15 protein-coding genes are annotated in these 21,312 nt (G+C 36.9%); 3 read left to right on the forward strand and 12 right to left on the reverse strand.

The features are described from left to right. Positions 1 to 338 precede the first annotated feature (338 nt). The 5 genes from J2S77_RS01465 to J2S77_RS01485 all read right to left on the reverse strand — a co-directional run bounded on the left by J2S77_RS01465 (position 339) and on the right by J2S77_RS01485 (position 9,805). The gene (locus tag J2S77_RS01465; protein WP_306973982.1) at positions 339 to 2,675 is read right to left on the reverse strand and encodes a glycoside hydrolase family 3 C-terminal domain-containing protein; all 2,337 of its coding nucleotides are present in this window, start codon (positions 2,673 to 2,675) and stop codon (positions 339 to 341) included. Positions 2,676 to 2,750: 75 nt separating this feature from the next. Then, a complete protein-coding gene (locus J2S77_RS01470; RefSeq protein ID WP_306973983.1) occupies positions 2,751 to 5,501 on the reverse strand; it encodes a glycoside hydrolase family 3 protein in 2,751 nt (916 codons plus the stop codon). A 505-nt stretch (positions 5,502 to 6,006) separates the two neighbouring features. Beyond that, a complete protein-coding gene (locus tag J2S77_RS01475) occupies positions 6,007 to 8,520 on the reverse strand; it encodes a GH39 family glycosyl hydrolase (protein WP_306973985.1) in 2,514 nt (837 codons plus the stop codon). Between the two features lie 375 nt (positions 8,521 to 8,895). Then, positions 8,896 to 9,075, reverse strand: coding sequence for a hypothetical protein (locus tag J2S77_RS01480; RefSeq protein ID WP_306973988.1), 180 nt, complete (start codon positions 9,073 to 9,075; stop codon positions 8,896 to 8,898). 235 nt (positions 9,076 to 9,310) lie between these two features. Next, the gene (locus tag J2S77_RS01485; RefSeq protein WP_306973990.1) at positions 9,311 to 9,805 is read right to left on the reverse strand and encodes a hypothetical protein; all 495 of its coding nucleotides are present in this window, start codon (positions 9,803 to 9,805) and stop codon (positions 9,311 to 9,313) included. A gap of 427 nt (positions 9,806 to 10,232) precedes the next feature. Between J2S77_RS01485 and J2S77_RS01490 the strand changes: the two genes are divergently transcribed. The 3 genes from J2S77_RS01490 (at position 10,233) to J2S77_RS01500 (ending at position 12,779) form a co-directional block, all read left to right on the forward strand. Continuing rightward, positions 10,233 to 12,032 (forward strand): cation:proton antiporter, encoded by a 1,800-nt coding sequence (locus tag J2S77_RS01490; protein WP_306973992.1) that lies wholly within the window; start codon positions 10,233 to 10,235, stop codon positions 12,030 to 12,032. 278 nt (positions 12,033 to 12,310) lie between these two features. Next, entirely contained in the window at positions 12,311 to 12,481 is a 171-nt protein-coding gene (locus tag J2S77_RS01495) for a staygreen family protein (protein WP_306973994.1), read from the forward strand. After that, positions 12,456 to 12,779, forward strand: a complete 324-nt coding sequence (locus tag J2S77_RS01500; protein WP_306974208.1) for a staygreen family protein — start codon at positions 12,456 to 12,458, stop codon at positions 12,777 to 12,779. The genes J2S77_RS01495 and J2S77_RS01500 overlap by 26 nt, the downstream gene beginning before the upstream one ends. A gap of 292 nt (positions 12,780 to 13,071) precedes the next feature. Here the strand turns inward: J2S77_RS01500 and J2S77_RS01505 are convergent, their stop codons facing one another. The 7 genes from J2S77_RS01505 to walK all read right to left on the reverse strand — a co-directional run bounded on the left by J2S77_RS01505 (position 13,072) and on the right by walK (position 21,312). Continuing rightward, positions 13,072 to 14,061, reverse strand: coding sequence for an aldo/keto reductase (locus tag J2S77_RS01505; RefSeq protein ID WP_306973996.1), 990 nt, complete (start codon positions 14,059 to 14,061; stop codon positions 13,072 to 13,074). Positions 14,062 to 14,295: 234 nt separating this feature from the next. Then, a complete protein-coding gene (rlmH, locus tag J2S77_RS01510; RefSeq protein WP_306973998.1) occupies positions 14,296 to 14,775 on the reverse strand; it encodes a 23S rRNA (pseudouridine(1915)-N(3))-methyltransferase RlmH in 480 nt (159 codons plus the stop codon). A gap of 446 nt (positions 14,776 to 15,221) precedes the next feature. Continuing rightward, the gene (locus tag J2S77_RS01515) at positions 15,222 to 16,463 is read right to left on the reverse strand and encodes a S1C family serine protease (RefSeq protein WP_306974000.1); all 1,242 of its coding nucleotides are present in this window, start codon (positions 16,461 to 16,463) and stop codon (positions 15,222 to 15,224) included. Between the two features lie 60 nt (positions 16,464 to 16,523). Further along, a complete protein-coding gene (locus J2S77_RS01520; RefSeq protein ID WP_306974002.1) occupies positions 16,524 to 17,318 on the reverse strand; it encodes an MBL fold metallo-hydrolase in 795 nt (264 codons plus the stop codon). Further along, on the reverse strand, positions 17,315 to 18,151 hold the full coding sequence (locus tag J2S77_RS01525; RefSeq protein WP_306974004.1) for a two-component system regulatory protein YycI: 837 nt from the start codon (positions 18,149 to 18,151) through the stop codon (positions 17,315 to 17,317). Before J2S77_RS01525 ends, J2S77_RS01520 begins: the two co-directional genes overlap by 4 nt. A gap of 2 nt (positions 18,152 to 18,153) precedes the next feature. Then, positions 18,154 to 19,485, reverse strand: coding sequence for a YycH family regulatory protein (locus tag J2S77_RS01530; protein ID WP_306974006.1), 1,332 nt, complete (start codon positions 19,483 to 19,485; stop codon positions 18,154 to 18,156). Positions 19,486 to 19,491: 6 nt separating this feature from the next. Beyond that, positions 19,492 to 21,312: a cell wall metabolism sensor histidine kinase WalK gene (gene walK / locus J2S77_RS01535; RefSeq protein WP_306974007.1), complete on the reverse strand. Its 1,821-nt coding sequence runs from the start codon at positions 21,310 to 21,312 to the stop codon at positions 19,492 to 19,494.

The following is a 21,312-nucleotide window of genomic DNA, read 5'->3' on the forward strand; positions in this document are numbered from 1 at the left end:
TGGTAAGGTTCTCTACATTTTGCACAAAACTGTTTTGAGCAGCTTTTTTAGGTGTTTTACTTAATATTACAATTCATCAAACATAGAATGAGACCTCTTAAAAGTTAAGTCAACTAATAAGAGGCCTCTTTCCATATAGGTAATCTTAGGTTTTTCAGCAAGTTTTTTCGTATATTTAATCCTTTGTTTCATCTTGGTTTTCTCACTTATCCTTAAAATATGAATGATTTGGGTCTTCCTGATACTTATCTTCTATCTAAGTGTTTAAGTTCCGGGGATAAGATAAGATTAAATTAACTATCATTATTAACCACAGAAATCCCAGCATTCTTTTCATCTTATCGATTTATCCACCGTAATAATCTTTCAACATTCTTTCTGCTTATTTTCCCGCCTGAAAAGCGATCAATTTGCCTAAATGGCATGTTAATAACAAAGTACACATTATTTGCCGTTAACGGTTTTCCAATCTTTTTAAAGAAAAAGTGAAAGAACATAATTAAATTATATAATGATTTTCCTAACCAATTCTTATACTGTGCTTGATTAATCGTGTCATTCATTCCTAAATCTTTATGAAGATCCCAGGTTTTCGGAGGTAGTTTTTCCCCTAATAATTTTTCGAATTCTGAATCGGGAATATCCTTTACCTGCGCCACTGCGTAATGCGGATATTCGCTCTTTAAAAATATCGACGGGGATACGCCATCCATCTCAACCGTTTCCTCCAGATGAATCTCTTGAACGGAACTGCCAACTTGAACCTTGTAATTCCCTGATTCAATCTCCCAATCCTTTATTTCAGGATTATAATACGAGAAATCCCGTCTTGTTAATGCTAGTGTTACCCGCTTCGTTTCCCCTGGTTCCAAGTGTACTTTATCAAAGCCTTTCAATTCTTTTTTCGATCGGAAAATTTCTGAATCTACCTTTTCAATATACAACTGTGCGATTTCTGCTCCAGCCACTTGCCCTGAATTTGTCAGATCGAAACTTACATTTAAACGATCAATCTTTATATTACTATATTCAAAGGTTGTATAAGATAGCCCGTATCCAAATGGGTAACGCACTGGTATATTAGCCGTTTCAAAGTATCTATAACCGATGAATAACCCTTCTTTATGTTCACTTGTTACTTGATCTCCAGGAAAATATGGCGAAGAAGGGATGTCGGAATAAACGATCGGGAATGTTTCGTTCAATTTACCACTCGGATTGTGTTTACCAAGAAGAACATCAACAACAGCTTCCCCAACACCTTGGCCAGACAGGTAAGTGTGTAAAATACCTTGCACCTGATCTGCAAATGGTAATTCAAGTGCTCCACCACCAGCTAAAACAACCACCACATTCTTATTAACTTTTACTAAAGATTCAACAAGGTCTAATTGATTCTGCGGCAGTTTCAAGTCTTCTCGATCTACCCCTTCAGCTTCCTTACTTTCATCTAGACCAATAAATAAAATAACTGTTTCAGCAGATTTCGCAAGACTTGTTGCTTCTTTCAATAATTTACTACTCTTTCCTCCCATACGCTTAAACCCTTGTGCGTATCCAACAATATTTAACGGAGAATCTTCTAAATTATTCAGTGGATTACTTAACTTATAAGGGTTAATTAAAGAGCTTCCTGCGCCTTGATATCTTGGATTCTTTGCAAAATCACCAATAACAGCTACTTTTTCCTCTTCATTAAGCGGGAGAATGTTATTTTCATTCTTAAGCAGTACCATAGACTGACGAGCAGCTTCAACTGCCTTATTATGGTGTTCCTCATAATCTGCTTGTACAGATTCTTGATCGTCTAGACGCACTTTATTTATCAGAGATAACAATTGATCTACCGCTTCATCTAATACTGATTCATCTAGAGTTCCTGCATTTACTGCCTCCACAATTTCTTGATCAGTAATTCCATTAGTAGATGGCATTTCTAACTGGTTATGGGCTTTTAATCCTGCAACACGGTCATTATTTCCACCCCAGTCCGTTACAATAACACCATCAAATCCCCATTCAGAATACAAAATATTATTCGCTAAATGTTGGTTTTCATTTGCGTACTCGCCATTAACCTTGTTATAAGAGGACATGATTGTATGTGGATTACTTTCTTTCACTACTTTTTCAAACCCTGTTAAATAAATCTCTCTAAGTGAACGCTCATCGACGATTTCATCAATTGTCATCCGCATATGTTCCTGACTATTCACAGCATAATGTTTAGGACAAGCTGAAATCCCGTTAGATTGAATGCCTTTTACCATTTCACTAGCAAGCTCACCAGTTAAGTATGGGTCTTCTGAGAAATATTCAAAATTACGTCCACATAATGGATTACGTTTTATATTTAGACCAGGTCCTAGCAATACACTCACTTTTTCACTGCGCGCTTCCTTACCGATGTCTTGTCCTACTTCATTTATAAGGGACTTATCCCAACTATTTGCTAGCGTTGCTGCTGTTGGGTAGCAAGTTGCTGGTAAACTTTTGTTTAATCCTAGGTGATCTGCTTTCCCACCTTGTTTACGTACTCCGTGTGGTCCATCAGTTAGCATTATGGATGGAATACCATGACGTTCTATTGCTTTCGTATTCCAAAAGTTTTGTCCAGACATGAGGGAAGCTTTCTCTTCCAAAGTCATTTGTTTAATTATATCTTTATGTTTCATTCTACACCGCCCCAAAAATTATTATTGGGTAAGAAGGCAAACAAATTCCGCCTTCTTACCCTAACAAGTCATATTTTAGTCAAACAGGTACGTTTGAAGTGTTGCATATAAAGAGTTATGCATACTGTTTCGTAGCCCTGTTGTAATCGCTGCTGGGTGCTCGTCATATGCTTCTTCTAAAGCGTCCTGATGGCCCGGTACGGATAATAGATTTAACATTAAATCATTACCAGATGTGATCGCTTTTTCTGGTTCCATGAAACCGAACACTGCATCTGAAGTTACAACACCTTCAAATCCCCACTCTTCTCTAAGCATACCATTTAGTAGTGCTGAGTTTGCCCATTTTCCATCAATGTAAGAGAAACTAGACATTGCGCCAGTTACACCAGCCTCTTTTACAGTCATTTCAAAAGGACGCAGGTGAATTTCTCGCATTGCTTGTTCATTAGACCATACCAACATCCCAGAACGTGCATTTGTTTCTTGCTCATTCATGATAAAATGCTTCATGAATACTGTAACACCTTGATCTTGAACACCTTTCGACATACCAGCACCAATCATGCCATTTAACACAGGGTCTTCTGACATGTATTCAAAGTTTCTTCCACCCCGTGGTGAACGGTGAACATTAAGAGCTGGAGCGTACCATCCGTGTATACCGTATGTTTGTGCTTCATGTCCTATCGTTTCACCCATCTCATATGCTAAGTCCTTATTCCAAGTGGATGCTACGGCTATTTCCGCTGGATATGCGCCAGCTTCAAACTGTTTAAAGCCGAAGAAATTAAAACCAGCAGGTCCATCCATTAGTACTGTATTTGGAATACCATGTTCATCAATTTCTTTAGTATGATAAGCAGCTTCTGTTACATAATCTATCATTTGATCTACAGTCAACTGATCTAAAAAGTCACTCCACAAAGGATCATCATAATCTAATCCTTTTAGATCTTCTAATTTAAGCCCATTATCAGCACCCGTAGTAGGCATTTCTACATCATCTTTAAATTCATGTTCTTGAACTCTTTCAATTACTTTATCACTTGCAACTTTTGAATCATCTTGATCGGATGGATATGTCCCTTCCCAATCATTACGAGAAAGAACTGTCAAATCCTTTTCTGATTGAGTAAAACGATTCTTATATTCTGTTCCGGTATCAGCATCTTTTTGGTACACAATATCTTCAGACAATTCAAAGTCTACTGTGTTGTTAATTTCATGAACATTATTTCCAAGTTTAATCTCGTATGTTCCATTTTCTAAAATATAGTTCTCATTTTCCATATCATATGAAGCCATATCTCTTGTATCGTAATTAATCGTTAATACTTCAGACTCACCTGGTTCTAATGACTTCGTTTTTTCAAATGAAGCCAAGTTAATGGCAGACTTCTCAATACCTCCAGGTGTGTATGGAGGAGAGTAATAAACTTGTACGACATCTTTACCCGCTACATCACCTGTATTTGTTACTTCTACTTGTAACTCAATAGAATCACTGTTTAATTCTTGATTTACGATACCCCAATCAAATGATGTATAACTTAAACCAGATCCAAAAGGAAATTGAACGGCTTGATTGTATCCTTCTTCATCATCTTGATAAAAAGTCTCATAGAATCTGTACCCTACATAAATACCTTCTTCATAGTTAAGGTAAGCTTTATCTAAATTCTCATACTGATAATCTCCAAAGTTTTCACTTGCTGGTGAAGAATCAACATCATAAGCATACGTATCAGTTATATGTCCAGAAGGGTTTACTTCGCCTGATAATACTTTAGCAAGCGAATTAGTCCCAAATGGTCCAGGTATTCCGGTCCAAACAACAGACTTAATACTTGGAAATTCTTCTATAAAGCCTAATTCTAGGGTATTACCAGCATTCACAACAAGCGTCACGTTATTAAAGTTCTCAGCTGTCTTTTCAACTAAGGCACGCATATCATCAGATATCCTTAGTTCATCTTCACTTAAATCTGTAGCTTCCACAGCATCATTTTGGATAACTATCATCGCGTTATCAGAGTACTCTTTAGCTTGGGCTAACGCCTCATCAGATACATCCGGTTCGCCCTCTGACTCATTACTGCTTAACATGCCTTTGGCGACTTGAATAAGTCCAGTGTCTGAATCACCAGTTGATGCTTCTATTTCAGGTAATCCCATATAGTAATCATATAGTTCTTGGTTATATTCAATACCTTCATTCTTAAGGGCATCAAATAAACTCACAGCACGAGATAGGTCAGAAGCCCCTGAACCACCTCCGCCATATTTAAAATTAAAGGCTGTAGAACCAAATACATTAATTTTTTTATCTTCTAACGGCAACGAATTATTTTCATTTTTTAATAATACTAATCCTTCATCCGCAATCTTTTCTGAAACATCATCAGCTGTTGCTCTAGCTTGGTCAGCTTCTTCACTTGTTGTATCAATTGTAATATATTTACCAGCCATGTTCTCAACGATACTTATAGCTCTCGGTCCAAATGTTATAAAAATGATTAATAACAGTGCAGCAAAGATCGACCAAATAGTGAAACGTCTTGGTCTATTTTTTAATTTCTTATACATTTTCGCTTCTTTTTTCTCAGCTTTTCTTTCTTTACGATTTAAAGATTTCAATTCTTCTTTTCTTTGTTGTTTCTTTTCTTTTCGCAAAAGTTTATCGTTTTTTACCTCTGCCTTTTGTTCTGATTCTGGCAAAGCAGCAATTTCTTGCTTTCTTTCTTTACGCTTTGCCTTATCTCCCCTTACTCGTTGTAAAATTTCTTGCTTCCAGGCTTTTCTCTTTTTAAAGTATTTAATCACGATACACCTCTCCTATCTTTTTGTCCTTCTTTTCCTTTCAAAACGTATGTATTGCTACTTCGTTAAAAACGATCATGTTATTTCAATTTTAAATTGCAACTTATCCACCTCAGTTAGAGGCTAATTTCAAATAATATAAGCCTTTCCACTCCAGACTACATAATAGCGCTTTCATTTTTGTTCAACACTTTTTAAGTGATTTAGTGATAGTGTCTTAATCTTAAGTACTATCTTACTCCTTAGTATCAATATACTAGCCGCTATTATCGAATACATTCCATTAATTTAGAAATAATATTCCGATTTTTGACTTTTTATAAAAAATAGGCATTGCCCAAAAATGGCAATGCCTAAATTTCATTCTTTATCTAAAGATGTACAACTTGGACCTATACAACAAAATATCGCTGAATTATTGTCATCCATTATTTTTTTTACGACTGCAAAGAGATCCCCCAAATGATTAGTGAATTCTAACTAGAGTGTGTATCTAGAGTAGATTCTCTTAATATCTCTGTATTATTTCAATAAGCTGAACCTCGTGGGGCTGAAGAGTCGTATGTACGGTATACTCATCCTCTCCTGTTATTAACTCAGTGTGTATTCCAGGTTCTGCCTTTCCTTTGAGGTAGTTCATCATATCTGTATCTAGATGTTCTGGTGCTCCTATATCTAGCCATGCATCATAGGTAGAGCCTTGATCTCTATTCACAAACTGTTTCTTTAGTAGATAGTCCCCTTTTAAACCAAGCAAGGATAATTCATAGGACTTAATATTTTCATTTTCAAATACCGTATAACGACTAGTTTGATTTAATTGGGAATAATCAAATGATCGATACAGTTGATTTGGATGACTATAATTATATAGTAAAATCTGATAATCATTCCCTTTTCTTGTCACAATTATATCATCTTCCTGATAGACCAACTCGTCTCCTAACTTATTCAGAAAGTAATAGGCATGATAAGCTGCTTTCTTTAGACCATTATAAGTCATTAGTCCAAAACCACCATGAAATAAAGGCTGTTCTATTTGAAATTCTTCAAATATGTCTGTAAAAGTCCAAAAACCCATACCCGACACTTTCCAATAATTTTGAATGGCGTTCTTCACAATAAATGGAGCCATGTAGCAAGTATCATGAAGCAAATCTCTACTGTTAATAGTTGCATTCCATTCCGAGATCCATATCTCGTTAGCGAAATTATAGCTTTGAAACTTTTGGATCGTTTTGTCAATAACATTAGTAAGGTTCTGTGCATCCCCTAACATGACACTCCCATATTCAGATAATTGTTCAATCGGGTTTTCTGATAAACTAGGATTATCAAAATTAGGTGATGGATTATTGAGTCGTTTATTATTTCGAGTGAGGTTATAGACATGAAAACTAATAAAATCTGGATGAATGTTTTTTTCCTGCATAAAAATATCAAAGTTTTCTAACCAAGCGTCTTCAACTGAAATAAACCCAAATCCACCAAGCTTAATTTCAGAATCAATGCTTTTAATTCTTTTATAACTTTTTTCATATAACTTAAAAAACTCTTCTTGGGTTCCTGACCAAAAACTTCTAACCTCAGGTTCATTCCAAAATTCAAAATACCAAGTTCTTACCTCCATCAAGCCGTAACGGTTAATAATATGTTTAAAGAAGGCTTCTAACAATGCTAACCACCGATTCATATCCTTAGGTGGAGAAATATACGCATTCCACCAGAAAATCTTATCTCCTGTACTTGCTAAATCCTTTGGCATAAAACCTATTTCAATAAATGGTTTTACATTGGCCTGTAATAAATTATCTATAATAGAGTCAATATGATTAAAATTAAAGTAATATGTTCCATCTTCTTTCTCATTATAAACAAGAAGTTGATCGGCAAAGATTCCATGAAATCGAACATATTCAAACCTAATATCTTTTTGGATTTGATGTAGCTGATCCGTAAAATCCCTTCTAAGAGCATGAGGGGCGTATCCAAAAGTCATTAGTTTAGTAATAGTTGGAGTAATCTTTTCTTTAGTTCGATTCATATCAACATGATATTTTTGTTCAGCGGTTATTAGGTCTTCCCTATTTTCGCTTTTCTCAATATGTTTGAACAAGTTCTTCAGTGATTCATGGCTATTAATATTCAAATAATCATTAGGAATGCTTTGATCGATGTCCACTTTATATTGCTCTCGGTACTGCATTGGTGTAATTCCCAATATCTCCTTGAAGACCCTGTAATAAGCTTTACTATCTGGAAAACCAAACTTAAGTGCTATATCGGTAATTGTCTCATCAGTGGTTCGTAATGAAGATAATGATTTATTAAGCCTGATGCTGTCTAGTTTCTTCTTAAATGACTCTCCAACATTAGACTTAAAGTACCTTGATAAATACTGTGGATTTAAAGAAAACTCATCTGCAATTTTCCGCAAACTTAATTGGGAATCCCTACAGTGTTGATTCATATATTTTAATATCTCTAGCAACCTATGGTCACGCTCTATCTCTTTAACTTTACTCTGTGTAGGGAGTTCATAGTGTTCCAAAAGTATGACGATTAATTCAAGTAATAATTTCTCAACTTTTAAGTAGTACAGATGCTTTCTGTTAAGTATGAGGTCCATCATATTTGCTAGAATATATTTAATTTGATCAAGTGTGTATGTGGATTCAGTTCCCATTTCGTTAGAGTTTAAATAAAACCTTTTTTCTGAAAGATTAATATTATGGGTTTTTACATGGTTATGATCAATTTGAAGTGCTAAAACTTGTGTTTCCCCAACCCTACCCTTAGAGTTAATGAAGTGGAGTTCATTCCCATTCACAAGAAATAAATCCCCCTCTTCAAGTTGAAAGCTATCCTGATTAACTCTTATTTCTATGGAACCGTTTAGAACAAAAAGGATCTCAAGATCTTCGTGCCAATGAAATGGAAAATGTTCAACGGTTTGTGTAAAAACTCTAACCGGCAAATCTTCTTGGTAGTCTATTTGCTCATATTGATAACGGGTATCCATTTTCCTTTTTCTCCTTCCCCCAAAAGTAAAAGGTAATTATATATGTTCTATATATCATATAAATAAGGTAATTTTAACAGGACAACCACATTCCTTCAATAAACTCCGAAAGTAAAGTGGTTGACTGCGCAGTATCTGAAACATTTCTGTTTGGAATGTGTTTTACTGGATTAAAATGCTTACATAGCATAAAAAATCCCGTACGACTTTAATGGTCATACGGGATTGATTTTTGAAATTTGATTATGTCAAAATACCTTCTTAAATGGTTTAGACTTGTTAACACAGTGGTTTTCTATAACAACAAAACCCTCATATTCGTGATCCTCTTTTATAAATAAGTTCAAAAAATAAATAGTGCTAAATATCAACAGTTTAGTTTTCTGGAACATAATTTTTACTAAGAGATTTATTAACTTGTACAAAGCCTATTCCAGATAATAGTGCTGAAAGTGATCCAATAAATGCAGCAATTCCAATATCACCGAACATCATCATACTTAATAAAATACCAATTACACCTACAACAATTAAAGTAAAACCAATAATTTTCATATTAATCTCCTTTCTTTTTATAACATAGTAATACAAATGTTAGATATATACTAATTCAACAATTATAGACAAATAACCTTTTTATTCGAGGAATTATTTATAATTATATTCCTACTTGTTAAATTTTTCGATTTAAATTCTTTGGTTATAGATGGACATTGGATTTATCCTTCATGAATAACTCTGGAATATCAAAACTAAACTAGGTAAAACAATTAGATTTTGGACCAGTTTTTCAATCAAGCGATGAAAAAAGTAAATCATCATCCAACATTTCAGGCTCCTGATCAGTCACTTGGATTTGTAGAACTGGCGCTGCGTGAACTATGACATACGAATGTTGTAACCCCAGTACAATAGAAGATAAAACCTTCTTACCACTATTATCAAAACCATAACCTTGAACACTTTTGATTAGATCATGTTCAGTTGTAAAACTAGAGCACGCTATAATATGGTCTTGACCTCCGTTAGGTTCTTCCGTTAATTCATATTCAAAAGGATAGGGATCTTGTTGCTCAAAAAGTTCAAGAAAATCCTCTCCATCATCATTTTCAGCACCAACGATCCTCCAGTAATGCAGTTGATGTGACTTATAGTTACGAAATTTTATTAACAACTCACTCGAATAAAGGGACAACTCTTTACTCAATTGCTTGATGTGAAGAGGATTCGAGAACAAACCTAACAACAACCACTCTTCATTTGAATCATTACTCTTCCATTTCATATCAACATCCCTCCTTTTTTATAGTTATTTATAAACGCTATAAATCCTTCAATCCATTGACTCATTTATTCAATAAAAATTTATTGAATTGTGACTAGGGCTTATCTTATCTGTTTTAGAGTAATAAGGGTAGCTTAAGTCCGACAGTTAGTGCCTGTAAGCCTATAGAAAGTTACTGTTTTCCCATCGTATGCTTTTATATTCTTACCATTTTTCCAAAGTATAGATTTTTTTCCTTATCAAAAGCTATATGTAAATCAGTAAGGAAAGCGATCATTAATAATAATGATTTGGTAGCAATTATTGATCTAAGTAAAGATGCCTTTACATAAACAGCAACCAAACTTGGTCGTGCAAAAGAGTTCAAGGTTAATACCGGAAATCTAAAACAGGATTAGGCAAGATGCAGTAGGAGGAGCAATACCATATGACACTATCTGTTTTAGCTGAAATCATGATCATTATCTTATTAGGAATGGGTTCACAATGGATTTCTTGGCGTTTTCAGATGCCCGCCATTGTCGTCATGTCTGTTGTTGGTTTATTGGCAGGACCCTTCTTTGGCCTAATCCAACCTGAAAGTACATTTGGCGACTTATATAAACCGTTAATTTCTATTGCAGTTGCCATTATTTTATTTGAGGGTAGTTTAAGTCTAAATATAAAAGAAGTAAAGGGTCTGGGTAGGCCTGTTATTCGACTGATCACAATTGGTGCATTATTAAGTTGGATATTAGGTTCACTCGCTGCCCATTATGTCGCAGGGTTAAGCTGGGCTGTCGCATTCGTGATTGGCGCTTTATTTATCGTAACTGGACCCACCGTTATTCTACCGTTATTACGTCAATCAAAATTAAAACCAAGACCAGCCAAAATATTGAAATGGGAAGGCATTATCGTAGACCCTTTAGGAGCCTTACTAGCCGTTTTAGCCTTTGAAGTTATCATCGTGTTAACGAATGGCGCAGCTGATTCATCAAGATTACTCGAATTTTTTGTTGGGTTTCTATTAGCTGGACTTCTCGGCTGGGCTTGTGGTCGTGGCGTTGGCTGGATGTTTAAAAAAGGTTATATCCCTGAATTTCTTAAATCTCCCATTGTTTTTACAATTGTGATTGCTTGTTTTACTCTTGCGGATGAAATTAGGCACGAGTCTGGCCTTCTAGCCGTCACCATCATGGGAATGACCTTAGCTAACATTGGCGTTCGGTCAATTGAAGATATGCGCCATTTTAAAGAGAATATTTCGATTCTGCTACTATCAACCATCTTTGTGATGTTAACAGCATCTTTAACGATGGACACACTATTGGATATCTTACAGCCAGAGATCTTGGCATTTGTCGTGTTAATGTTATTTCTTGTTCGTCCACTCTCTATATTGCTTTCCACGATTCGAACGGATTTATCTCTCAGTGAAAAAGCATTAGTAGGTTGGATTGCACCACGAGGGATCGTGGCTTTAACCGTATCAAGTTATTTTGCTTCTATCTTATTAGAAGAAGGATACACAGATGCAACCATTGTCACACCTGTAACTTTTGCACTCGTCTTTTTCACGGTATGTGCACACGGCTTTACGTTAGAGCCACTAGCAAAGAAATTAGATCTCTCAATCGATGACCAACCTGGGGTGTTGCTAGTTGGTAGTAACCCTTTCTCGTTATCATTTGGGCAGTTTTTACAACAGTTAAATATTCCTTTTAAAATCGTGGATTCTTCTTCTGAGAGGTTAGAAAACGTAAAGGAAGCTGACTTACCATATCATCATGGTGAGATCTTATCGGAAAAAACTGAACACTCTATTGATCTGACCCCATTTGATTACCTGATTACAGGGACAGATTCCGATTCTTACAATGCACTCGTCTGTTCGACATACATCCCTGAATATGGCCGCCATAATGTATTTCGATTAAGCGTCGAAGAAGGTGAAACAGTTAAAGATCTAAAACCCACAATAGGCGGGCGAGTTTTATCTGATGAGGAATATTCCTTAACAGCCCTTTCCGAAGCAATTGAAAGTGGTTTTGAATTTAAAAAAACGCCCATCACAGAGCAATTTACTTACCAACAATATAACGAAGACCGTAGCGAAAAAGAAATCCGTTTATTCGTGCATAGAAAGTCAGGAGAACTAGAGTTTTTCACTCCTGATTCGGAAATAACAGCAGAAGCAGGCGATCAAGTCATTAGCCTCATTCCACCAGAGGAAAAGTCGTCTTGAAAGCCATATGACGCTCACAAGTATAGATGTCTTAACCTTTTCAAAAACGACTCATAACGCGATCAATCAGAATGAAGTAACTTGGGCATAAATCCGATCACAATATTAAAAGGAGACTGTTTGAACCACATGAACAGTCTCCTTCTATTTAGATTAGCGTTTGAATACTTCAATATTGAGAATGACAAACTCTTCGGTTCACCACAACTCTCATTAGATGACACAAACAAGTATCCATGTATAAATGATTTACAAAAATCATACTATTAAGAAAAAAAGTGTTGGGAAGTGGTTACTTGAGCTTTTTTAACCCCGATAAACTTCATGTTGAGTTTAGAGAAGGAATCACCTCTACAGAACCTATTCTCCATAGGCGCTACACACTGACCCACTCTGATCTTACCGCAGACCTTTTTTTTGACAGTGGGATTAAGATTTGCCCAAGATAAAATTAACCCTATAATGAGAGATCAAGTACTTGGTGAGTGGATTAAAATTAGAGGCTGCTATGTATACCATGTGTATTTAGATGTAGAGGGACAATCAAATCAGACTATTGCAGCAAAACGAAACGACATATTCAGACGTGAATTACCACTTGCCTTGAAAGCAATCAGATATGGAGATAGTAGATTTTTCATTTCACATCCTGAGTTGAATAATTCTCCAATAATAGTTCACTTTATATCACAATATCCTCAGTTTAATAAGATAGAAAATTGGGGCACTTTTGGAAATTACAATTAAGTACGGTCAATGTGATAGCCTGAAAATCCTTTTTCACTCCTTTAATAACGGATCAATTTACTCTTTATTTAAGGTAATACTCACATCACCTTTCTTTACCATTAACGGGGATAAGGTTCTCACCGATGTATCTAAGTGAATATTTTATACTTCTTAATATTCACTAGTTCTGCTCTTCAACTCTGTTATCTCATAGAACTAGAACTCCTTATATGACTAAAATCGGGTGCATTTATACTTCATTAATGCACCCGATTTTTGATAAGTCCATAACTATTCTCGAAAAACTTCGTTATCTAGTTGGTAATGGTGCTCGCTGAGAAATAAACCCTTTGTCCACTAATTCATTCCAAAAGGATTGTGGGATGTTTTGATTCATCATCTCTATATCTTCTGCAGTGTGCTCTGGACGTGTTGAACCTGGAATAACAGCTTTTACTGCTGGATGAGCAGTTGAAATTTGTAGGCCTGCTGCTTTCAAGCTTACATTATGCTGTTCTGCAATTTCTTGTAACTGCCTTACTTGATTGAGTCTATTAGAATCAGCTTTAGCATAATCAAAATGATCGCCTCCAAGTAACGCACCAGAATTAAATGGACTTCCTACTATGATATCTACACCCTTTTCCTCAGCTTTTGGCAACATGCGCTCTAAGGCATGCTCATGCTTTAAAAGCGTGTATTGTGTGGCAGATAAGCAGACATCAGGTTGAGCTTCTTCTAAGTCCATAGCAAGTTCAATAGGTTCGGTTGTATTAACACCAAGTCCCCATGATTTAATCACCCCTTCTTCACGAAGGCGACTTAAGACACGAAAGGCGCCATTTCTAGCCTCATCAAACTTTGTAATCCATTCATCTCCATGAAAATCAGGGGAAACATCATGAACGAAGACCATATCCAAGTGGTCGGTTTTTAACCGTTCCAAACTTTGTTCAATAGATTTCATAGTGGCTTCCTCTGTATAATCCGTTATAACTTTATTTTGACGACCATCCTCAAATAAGCCTTCTATATCTTCTTTTTCATTGGTAACATAACGTCCAACCTTCGTCCCTATGAAATAATCATCACGATTATACGCTGATAACGCTTCGCCTAAACGCATTTCCGCTAAACCTGCTCCATAAAAAGGTGCAGTATCAAAATAGCGAATTCCTTGATTCCAGGCGGTTTGAATGGTTTTTTGTGCTTCCTCTTCGGGAACATCTCTGTACATATTTCCTAATGGCGCGGTTCCAAAACCCACTTTATGTTTAAGTGCTTGCTCTAACGATTTCAACTAAACTCCTCCTTAACATGTGGTTATATACTTAATTTTCCACTTATATACTGCACTAAAACATTAAGACTTGGAAATTTTAAAACGTTTTAGCCTTTGAAGTCATGATCGTTTTAACGAATGGTGCAGCGGATTCATCAAAATCACTTGAATTTTTACATGAACAGTCTCCTTCTATTTAGATCAGCATTTTAATACTTCATTATTGAGAATGACAAACTCTTCGCTTCTCCACTATTTATGATACGGTTCCCCCCGCATGATCCGAAATGCCCGATAAACCTGTTCCACCAAGATCAGTCGCATCAACTGATGAGGGTACGTCATTTTACTAAACGAAATGGCTAAATCACTGCGTTGTTTAACTTCGTCACTTAATCCAAGTGATCCACCGATTACAAAAGCTACTTTGCTTTTGCCGTATGTAGCTAAGTCATCGAGTTTTTGGGCGAATTGTTCAGATGTGAGTTGTTTGCCTTCGATTTCTAGGGTGATGACGTACTGGTCTGTGGATAACTTTGTGAATATCTTCTCGGCTTCCTTCTGTTTGACTTGTTTTTCTTCCGCTTCACTTAGTTGATCAGGTGCTTGTTCGTCTGGTACTTCTTCAATTTTAACTTTGGCGTATTTGCTTAGTCGTTTTAAGTATTCGTCGATGCCTTGGATTAGATACTTCTCTTTTAGCTTGCCGACAGATATGATGGTGATCTGCATGAAATCCCTCCATGAACGGATTCTAAAGAATCGCTTTATACTAACTTTAATATTTACGTTTGTTTCATCGCTTTCGATTATAAATGTTCGTTTTTTATCCTATGTCTCTTTCACTATGTCATAAGTCATGTATTTCTTGCAACGTTGATGTTGTCGGATTTGCAGTTATTCAGACTGTTCACAGGTGTTGTTGATAACTTGTTCATAAACTCTTTATAGCCTGTGAAATGTTGTCTATAACTGGGTTTATCCACAGAGTTACACACATATCAACATATGTTCGTGCTATATTTAGTGATATATTCTTTTCTACCTCCATATATAGAGAATCAAACCCTTTTCCACCCACATGATGTGTATAAATCGGTGAATAATGTGCACAACTGGCTATATCCGAATATTAAAAAGAACTTACCCACAGTGTGAGTAAGTTCTTCATTGATCATTTAGAATTCTTGTGATGTGAGTGTGATGGTTGTTTCTTGTTGTTCGCCGTTACGATAGTAAGTGATGTTAATTTCTTGTCCTGCTTCTGCTTCGTTGTACAGATACTGTCGTAACTGAAGAACATTTTCGATTGACTGACCATCAATTTCAACGATCACATCATATTGTTCTAAGCCACCTTGTGCTGCTGGAGACATATTCTCAACGGATGAGACAATGACACCTTCTTGTACATCTTCAGGTAAGTTTAAGGTATTCTGCCAATGATATTTCGGTACATCTGCGAGTGACATTGGTGAAATACCGACGTACGGTCGAGTGACAGCTCCATCTGCTTCTAGCTCATCCATGATCGGTTTCGCGGAACCAATCGGGATCGCAAAGCCTAGTCCTTCTAATTGAGCAGAAGAGATTTTCATGGAGTTAATCCCGACAAGTTGACCTTCCATATTGACCAGTGCACCACCTGAGTTACCAGGGTTAATGGCTGCGTCTGTCTGTAGGACTTCCATTTGCCAGTCTTTAGATCCGTTTTCATCTAGATCGACTGGAATTAAGCGATCTTTACCGCTAACAATCCCTTTAGTTACAGATCCTGCAAATTGTAAACCTAATGGGTTACCAATCGCGACGACTGGTTCACCTACATTTAAGGAGTCTGATTCGCCTAACTCAATGACTTCACTGACATGTTCGTTATCAATACGTAGAACAGCTAAGTCAGTGTACATGTCACTTCCGACAACTTCGGCTTCCACTTGTGTTTCGTCTTGGAAAACAACCTCAACTGAACTAGCGCCTTCAATCACGTGATGGTTGGTCACGACATAAGCTGAGCCGTCTTGTTCTTTATAGACAACACCAGAACCTGTTGAGCCTTGTCCAGAGTTTTGCTGTTGTCGGCCAAAAATATTCTGTTCTTGTATGTTCACAACACCAACTATGGCATTCGATACGTTATCAACCACTTCTGTTGTTTGTGTGGAAATATCGACATTAACACTTTCGGATTCACTGTCGCCACTTTGTCCTTGTGACTCTTCTGAGTTTCCGTTATCCGTTTCCTCAGTATTATTTGAATCATTCGACTCACCTAACGTCATATTCATATCTGTGAATGACGTTAGCAAAATAAACATGATAATTGAGCCAATAACTGCACCCACTACACCTATAAGCCATGATTTATTCGATTTAGACTTAGGTGTCTGGTTATGCTCGTGTTGGTCATCATAACTCATCTTACCACCTCGCTATGGAATTTTAATCTATTACAACGTTGTTAGAATCTCCTACCAACGTTATAAACGTATCAAAGATGTCGGCTTAATTGGACTTGTCGGGACAAGGTCCAAGCCGTCTCCGATGGGATAGTCATATTGGGTTAAGGTTTGTGAAACACTCATCTGCGCCAAATCAACCATATTGTTATCTTGGCTTAAATGACCTAAAAATATTTGTTTCGTTCGATTACCGATGACATCCATCATCGCCCATGCGGCATCGTCATTCGACACATGACCTAAATCACTGAGAATTCGCCGCTTCACATTCCACGGATACCGACCCATTTGTAGCATACCCACATCATGGTTCGTTTCAAATAGAATTGCATCAGCATTTTCGACGGTTTTCTTCATTCGTTCTGACACATAGCCTGTATCGGTTAATAGAGCGACTTTCTTTCCTTCATGGTGAAAGACATAAAACATCGGATCTGCCGCATCATGAGACACGCCGAAACTTTCGACATCTAAGTCAGCAAAGGTTCGAACAGTTTCCATATCAAATTCGAATTTCTGCTCTTGGCTGACTTTGCCAATCGATGAATTCATAGCATCCCATGTCTTCTCATTAGCATAAATCGGTAAGTTATAGCGTCTAGCCATGATACCTAACCCTTTAATATGGTCACTATGCTCATGCGTGACTAAGACACCATCTAAGTCATGTGGATTGACTTCTACTTCATCAAGTAATGTTTCAATCTTTTTACCACTTAACCCTGCATCAACGAGCCATTTCGTTTGATCTGTTCCGATAAAGAATGCATTCCCGGAACTTCCTGATGCTAAAACACTAAATTCTAAGCTCATTCTGTTTCACTCCGAATCAGTTCCTCTACTTGATAGTCTACAAAATAGGTGATGGAATCAACAAACTCCTCTTCCTCATTAGGGATGACCTGTCCTTCAATCGCATTCACAAAGTGTGTTTCTTCATCATTAATTGTGATTTTCCATGTTGGAGTAAAGATTTGTTCCCCTTCTTCTAATGGCACTAGAGTATGATACCCCAAACTCATGTCCGTAATCTCATCTTGGCTCTCTAATACGTCAGAATATAAGATTTTAATGACACTCATCGGATCAAGAACAGTTTGTGGTTCACTTTCTTCTTCCGGTTCACCTAATAAGGTTTGAGCGTAGCTTGTCACTTCGCCATTTTCATTTAAGAGTACAGCTAATACACCTGAATAATTGAAAAAAACGGGTCGATCGTTCTGTTTTTGGAAATACAAGATTATCCGATCGTTATACGATTTCCAGAACTGATATTCCTCACCACGATACACATGATCTAATACGTCATTATCCCCTCCATCAAGTTCAAGGGGTTCATTGAATTGGCTCACAATCGTATCATCATTCATAATCACCATTTGTTGATTATTAAATGAGTTATCTATATTGTCATAGTCTTCTTCTGTGAATTCATAACGATTCGATGAAATATAGACCTCTTCCTCACCTGGTTCTGGCAATTCACCGATTTCGATTTCTTGTGCGTTTAAGCGATCTTCAAAACTTGCTTGTGACGACCGTTCCAAATCTGTGTCACTGATTTTTTCAAACAATTGTTGTCCTAAAAACACATTAAGGATGAGAAAGCTAATTATAAACAATGTTTTGATTTGTCCCCACTGCATGCTTATCCATCCTCCTGCAGGGTAATTCGTTCTTCAAAATAGCCAAACGGACGCCATACCCCTGCGTATTTAATAAACCATGTTGGCTCCAAGAATAACACGTTACTCGATCCTTCTTCTTCACTCAACTGATAGCCCATTTTAATATCACTGACTAATGATAGTGAAATTTCTTGGGAGCTACTCTCTAAGTAATCGTAAATCGATACACCTGAAGGAAGTTCAACCTCATCATGATCCTGAAACGGTGTCGTTAATTTAAACAACGGTCGTTTCAGCAACTGTAGTTCTTGGTTAGCCCACTCCTGTCGCAACGTCACATATTGATTATCATCGAATACAGGATAGCCATTTTGGTGTAATCGATACTGAATCATTTGGTTTTGTTCACTTAACTGGCTAACGTTAAAATTATTCGTCCAACCATTATAATCATTCGTGTGTTCAACACTTCGATTCAGTAGCTCCATTAAGCTTAAATCACTCAGTTCTTGAGTCGGAGGTTTGTAGTAAGAAATATAACGACCTGTACTAAATGCATTATTATATCTTAATAGGCGTGTGCCATCTGTTAATACTTCTTGATAATCGTCGCCTGTATTTTGTTGACTAATTAATGTGGGATTGCTGAATAACACATTTTTTAATGGTTGATCATCCAACTCATCTATTAATACAGTGTGCTCTGTTACGGTTGTATCTTCCTGTGTTAAATAGACATAATCAGTCGGTTGGTCTTCGTGAAGCTCAACCTTCTCCACAGGAATCATATTGTCATCGTATATATAGCTTTGTAAATGTTCATAAGCACTAACAGACTCAATTAAACCGTTTAACACTTGGTCATGCGTATCTGAAGTGAAACTCACTCGAATTTGTTCTTCTGACCCTTGGGTTAATTGAAAGAAGACACGATTAAACGACTCATTTTGTAGATTGGTGGTATCCTCAACATTAAATAGTTGATTAATCATCTCATACGGAACACTTACTGGCATTACAACTTCCACATTTGGTGTCCATACACTACTTGCGTCTTCTGACGGGTACTGATCCAATTCTGAAAATGCCCAATCAGACATCTCTTGGAACAATTGTTGTTCATTCGATTTACTCCGCGGAGTCGTATGAGCATTATTATGAAAAATAATATGCTTCGGCGAAATGACATCGCTAATTGTCTGCTGCTCGCCGTCTAGTTCATTTTCTTCTAAATACGTAATCTCATCCGTTTCTTCGTATTGAGGTTGATACGTCCATAGGGCAAATGTTAGTCCTAAACTTGTCGCAACGAGGATCACTAATACAGCTGTTTTTAATTTTTCTAAATTCATGCTTCATCACCCTCGTTTCTTACGCATCAGCGGTAGACGGAATGAAATCGTGGTACCCTGATTCTCACGACTTTCTGCACGAATAGTTCCATCATGTGCTTCGATTATTTCTTTTGCGATAGCCAAACCAAGTCCCGTTCCGCCTAACTGACGTGTTCGAGCCTTATCAACACGATAGAAGCGATCAAAGATTTTATCGATCTTCTCATCTGGAATACCAACACCCTCGTCAGTAACTTTCGTGACGATGTGGTGTTTTTGGACTTCAACTTTGACTTTGATTTGACCGCCTTCTGGAGAATACTTCATCGCATTAGAGATAATATTATCGATCACTTGTGTGATTTTATCGGAATCCATCCAAACGTAATAGCGTTTATTCGGCAAGTCACGTTCGATTGAAAGGCCCGACCTTATATTAATTTCAAATCGATCGACAATTTGATCAATAAACGCAATATATTCTGTTCGCTGTTTCTCCAAACGGTAATCTTTATTATCCATTTTTGACAGTTGTAATAAGTCATTGACGAGTCGAATCATTCGTTCAGACTCATTTTGAACGACATTTAGGAATTTGGGTGCAATCTGTTCATCTTGCCATGTATTCCCGTCGGTTAACGCTTCTAAATAACTCCGCATCGTGGTTAGTGGTGTACGTAACTCATGCGAAACATTAGCCACAAATTCGCGTCGTTCGCGTTCCACTTTCTCTTCTTCAGTAACATCACTTAATACGGTTAAGAATCCATTCATCTCCTCATCTTCATCTTGAAAGACTGAGAAGTTGGCTTTTAGTAATAATTCTTGATCTTCATCTGAAAAGTCAATAATTGTACTGCTAAGATCCTTAATTTCATCTAAGTGATCCACATGATCATATAAACCGAGCACATCAAGAAGTGGTTGTCCTTGGACTTCAACGTACTCTTTACCGACTAATTTCGCTGCGGGCTCATTCATTAAAATGATATCACCAAAGTCATCTGTCGCAATCACACCATCCGTCATATTCGATAAGACGGAACTTAGTTTACGCCGTTCTTCTTCAGTTGTCGCTTGAGCCAAATGTAATTGCTCGTTTAATTCATTGAAACTGACTGCTAATTGACCAATTTCATCCTCACCATGAACCTCTACTTGATTAGAATAGTCACCCGTTGCCATCACTTTCGCCTGTTTTCGCATTTCCATAATGGGTCGAGTGATCGTCCTGGCAACTAATACACCTAATAAGGCAGAAACCGTAATGGCTAGCATTGTCCCGTTTGCGAAGATACTATTAATATCATCTAGCTGCGAATACACACTCTCAATCGATGCTTCAAGTGACAGTGCCCCGACGATTTCACCATCTGCTTCAATTGGCGTAGAAATAACAAGAGTACGGTGCCCGATTTGAGGATTATATACGATCGTTTCTTCCCTGTTACCAGCAGAGAGAGCTCTTTGAATCCTCAGCTCTGTCGTTCGATTGCCGACATTCTCTTGGTCGAATTGACTCGTGGTTCCTAAAACACGATTATTACTATCAATCACTTGGATTTTGGTAATGTCTTCTGAATCAAAATCATAAATAATCGACTGAACGTCTTGTTCAAGTGTTGGTCCGTCCTCTTCACGTTCAGCGGATAGAGCTTGTTCTAAGTTGTAATTCAGTAATTCCACACGGTCGTTAATCGATTCAGTAAAATTATCTAATAATTGCGTTTCAAGTTGACGGGCAAAATAAGCACCAATCACTTGAATGGCAATCAGTAATAATAGAATATAAATAATAATAAATTTTAGTTGAATCGATTTGAAGAAGCTTTTAAGCCTATTCAT

This window comes from Alkalibacillus salilacus (genome assembly GCF_030812915.1).
Lineage (GTDB): Bacteria > Bacillota > Bacilli > Bacillales > Alkalibacillaceae > Alkalibacillus > Alkalibacillus salilacus.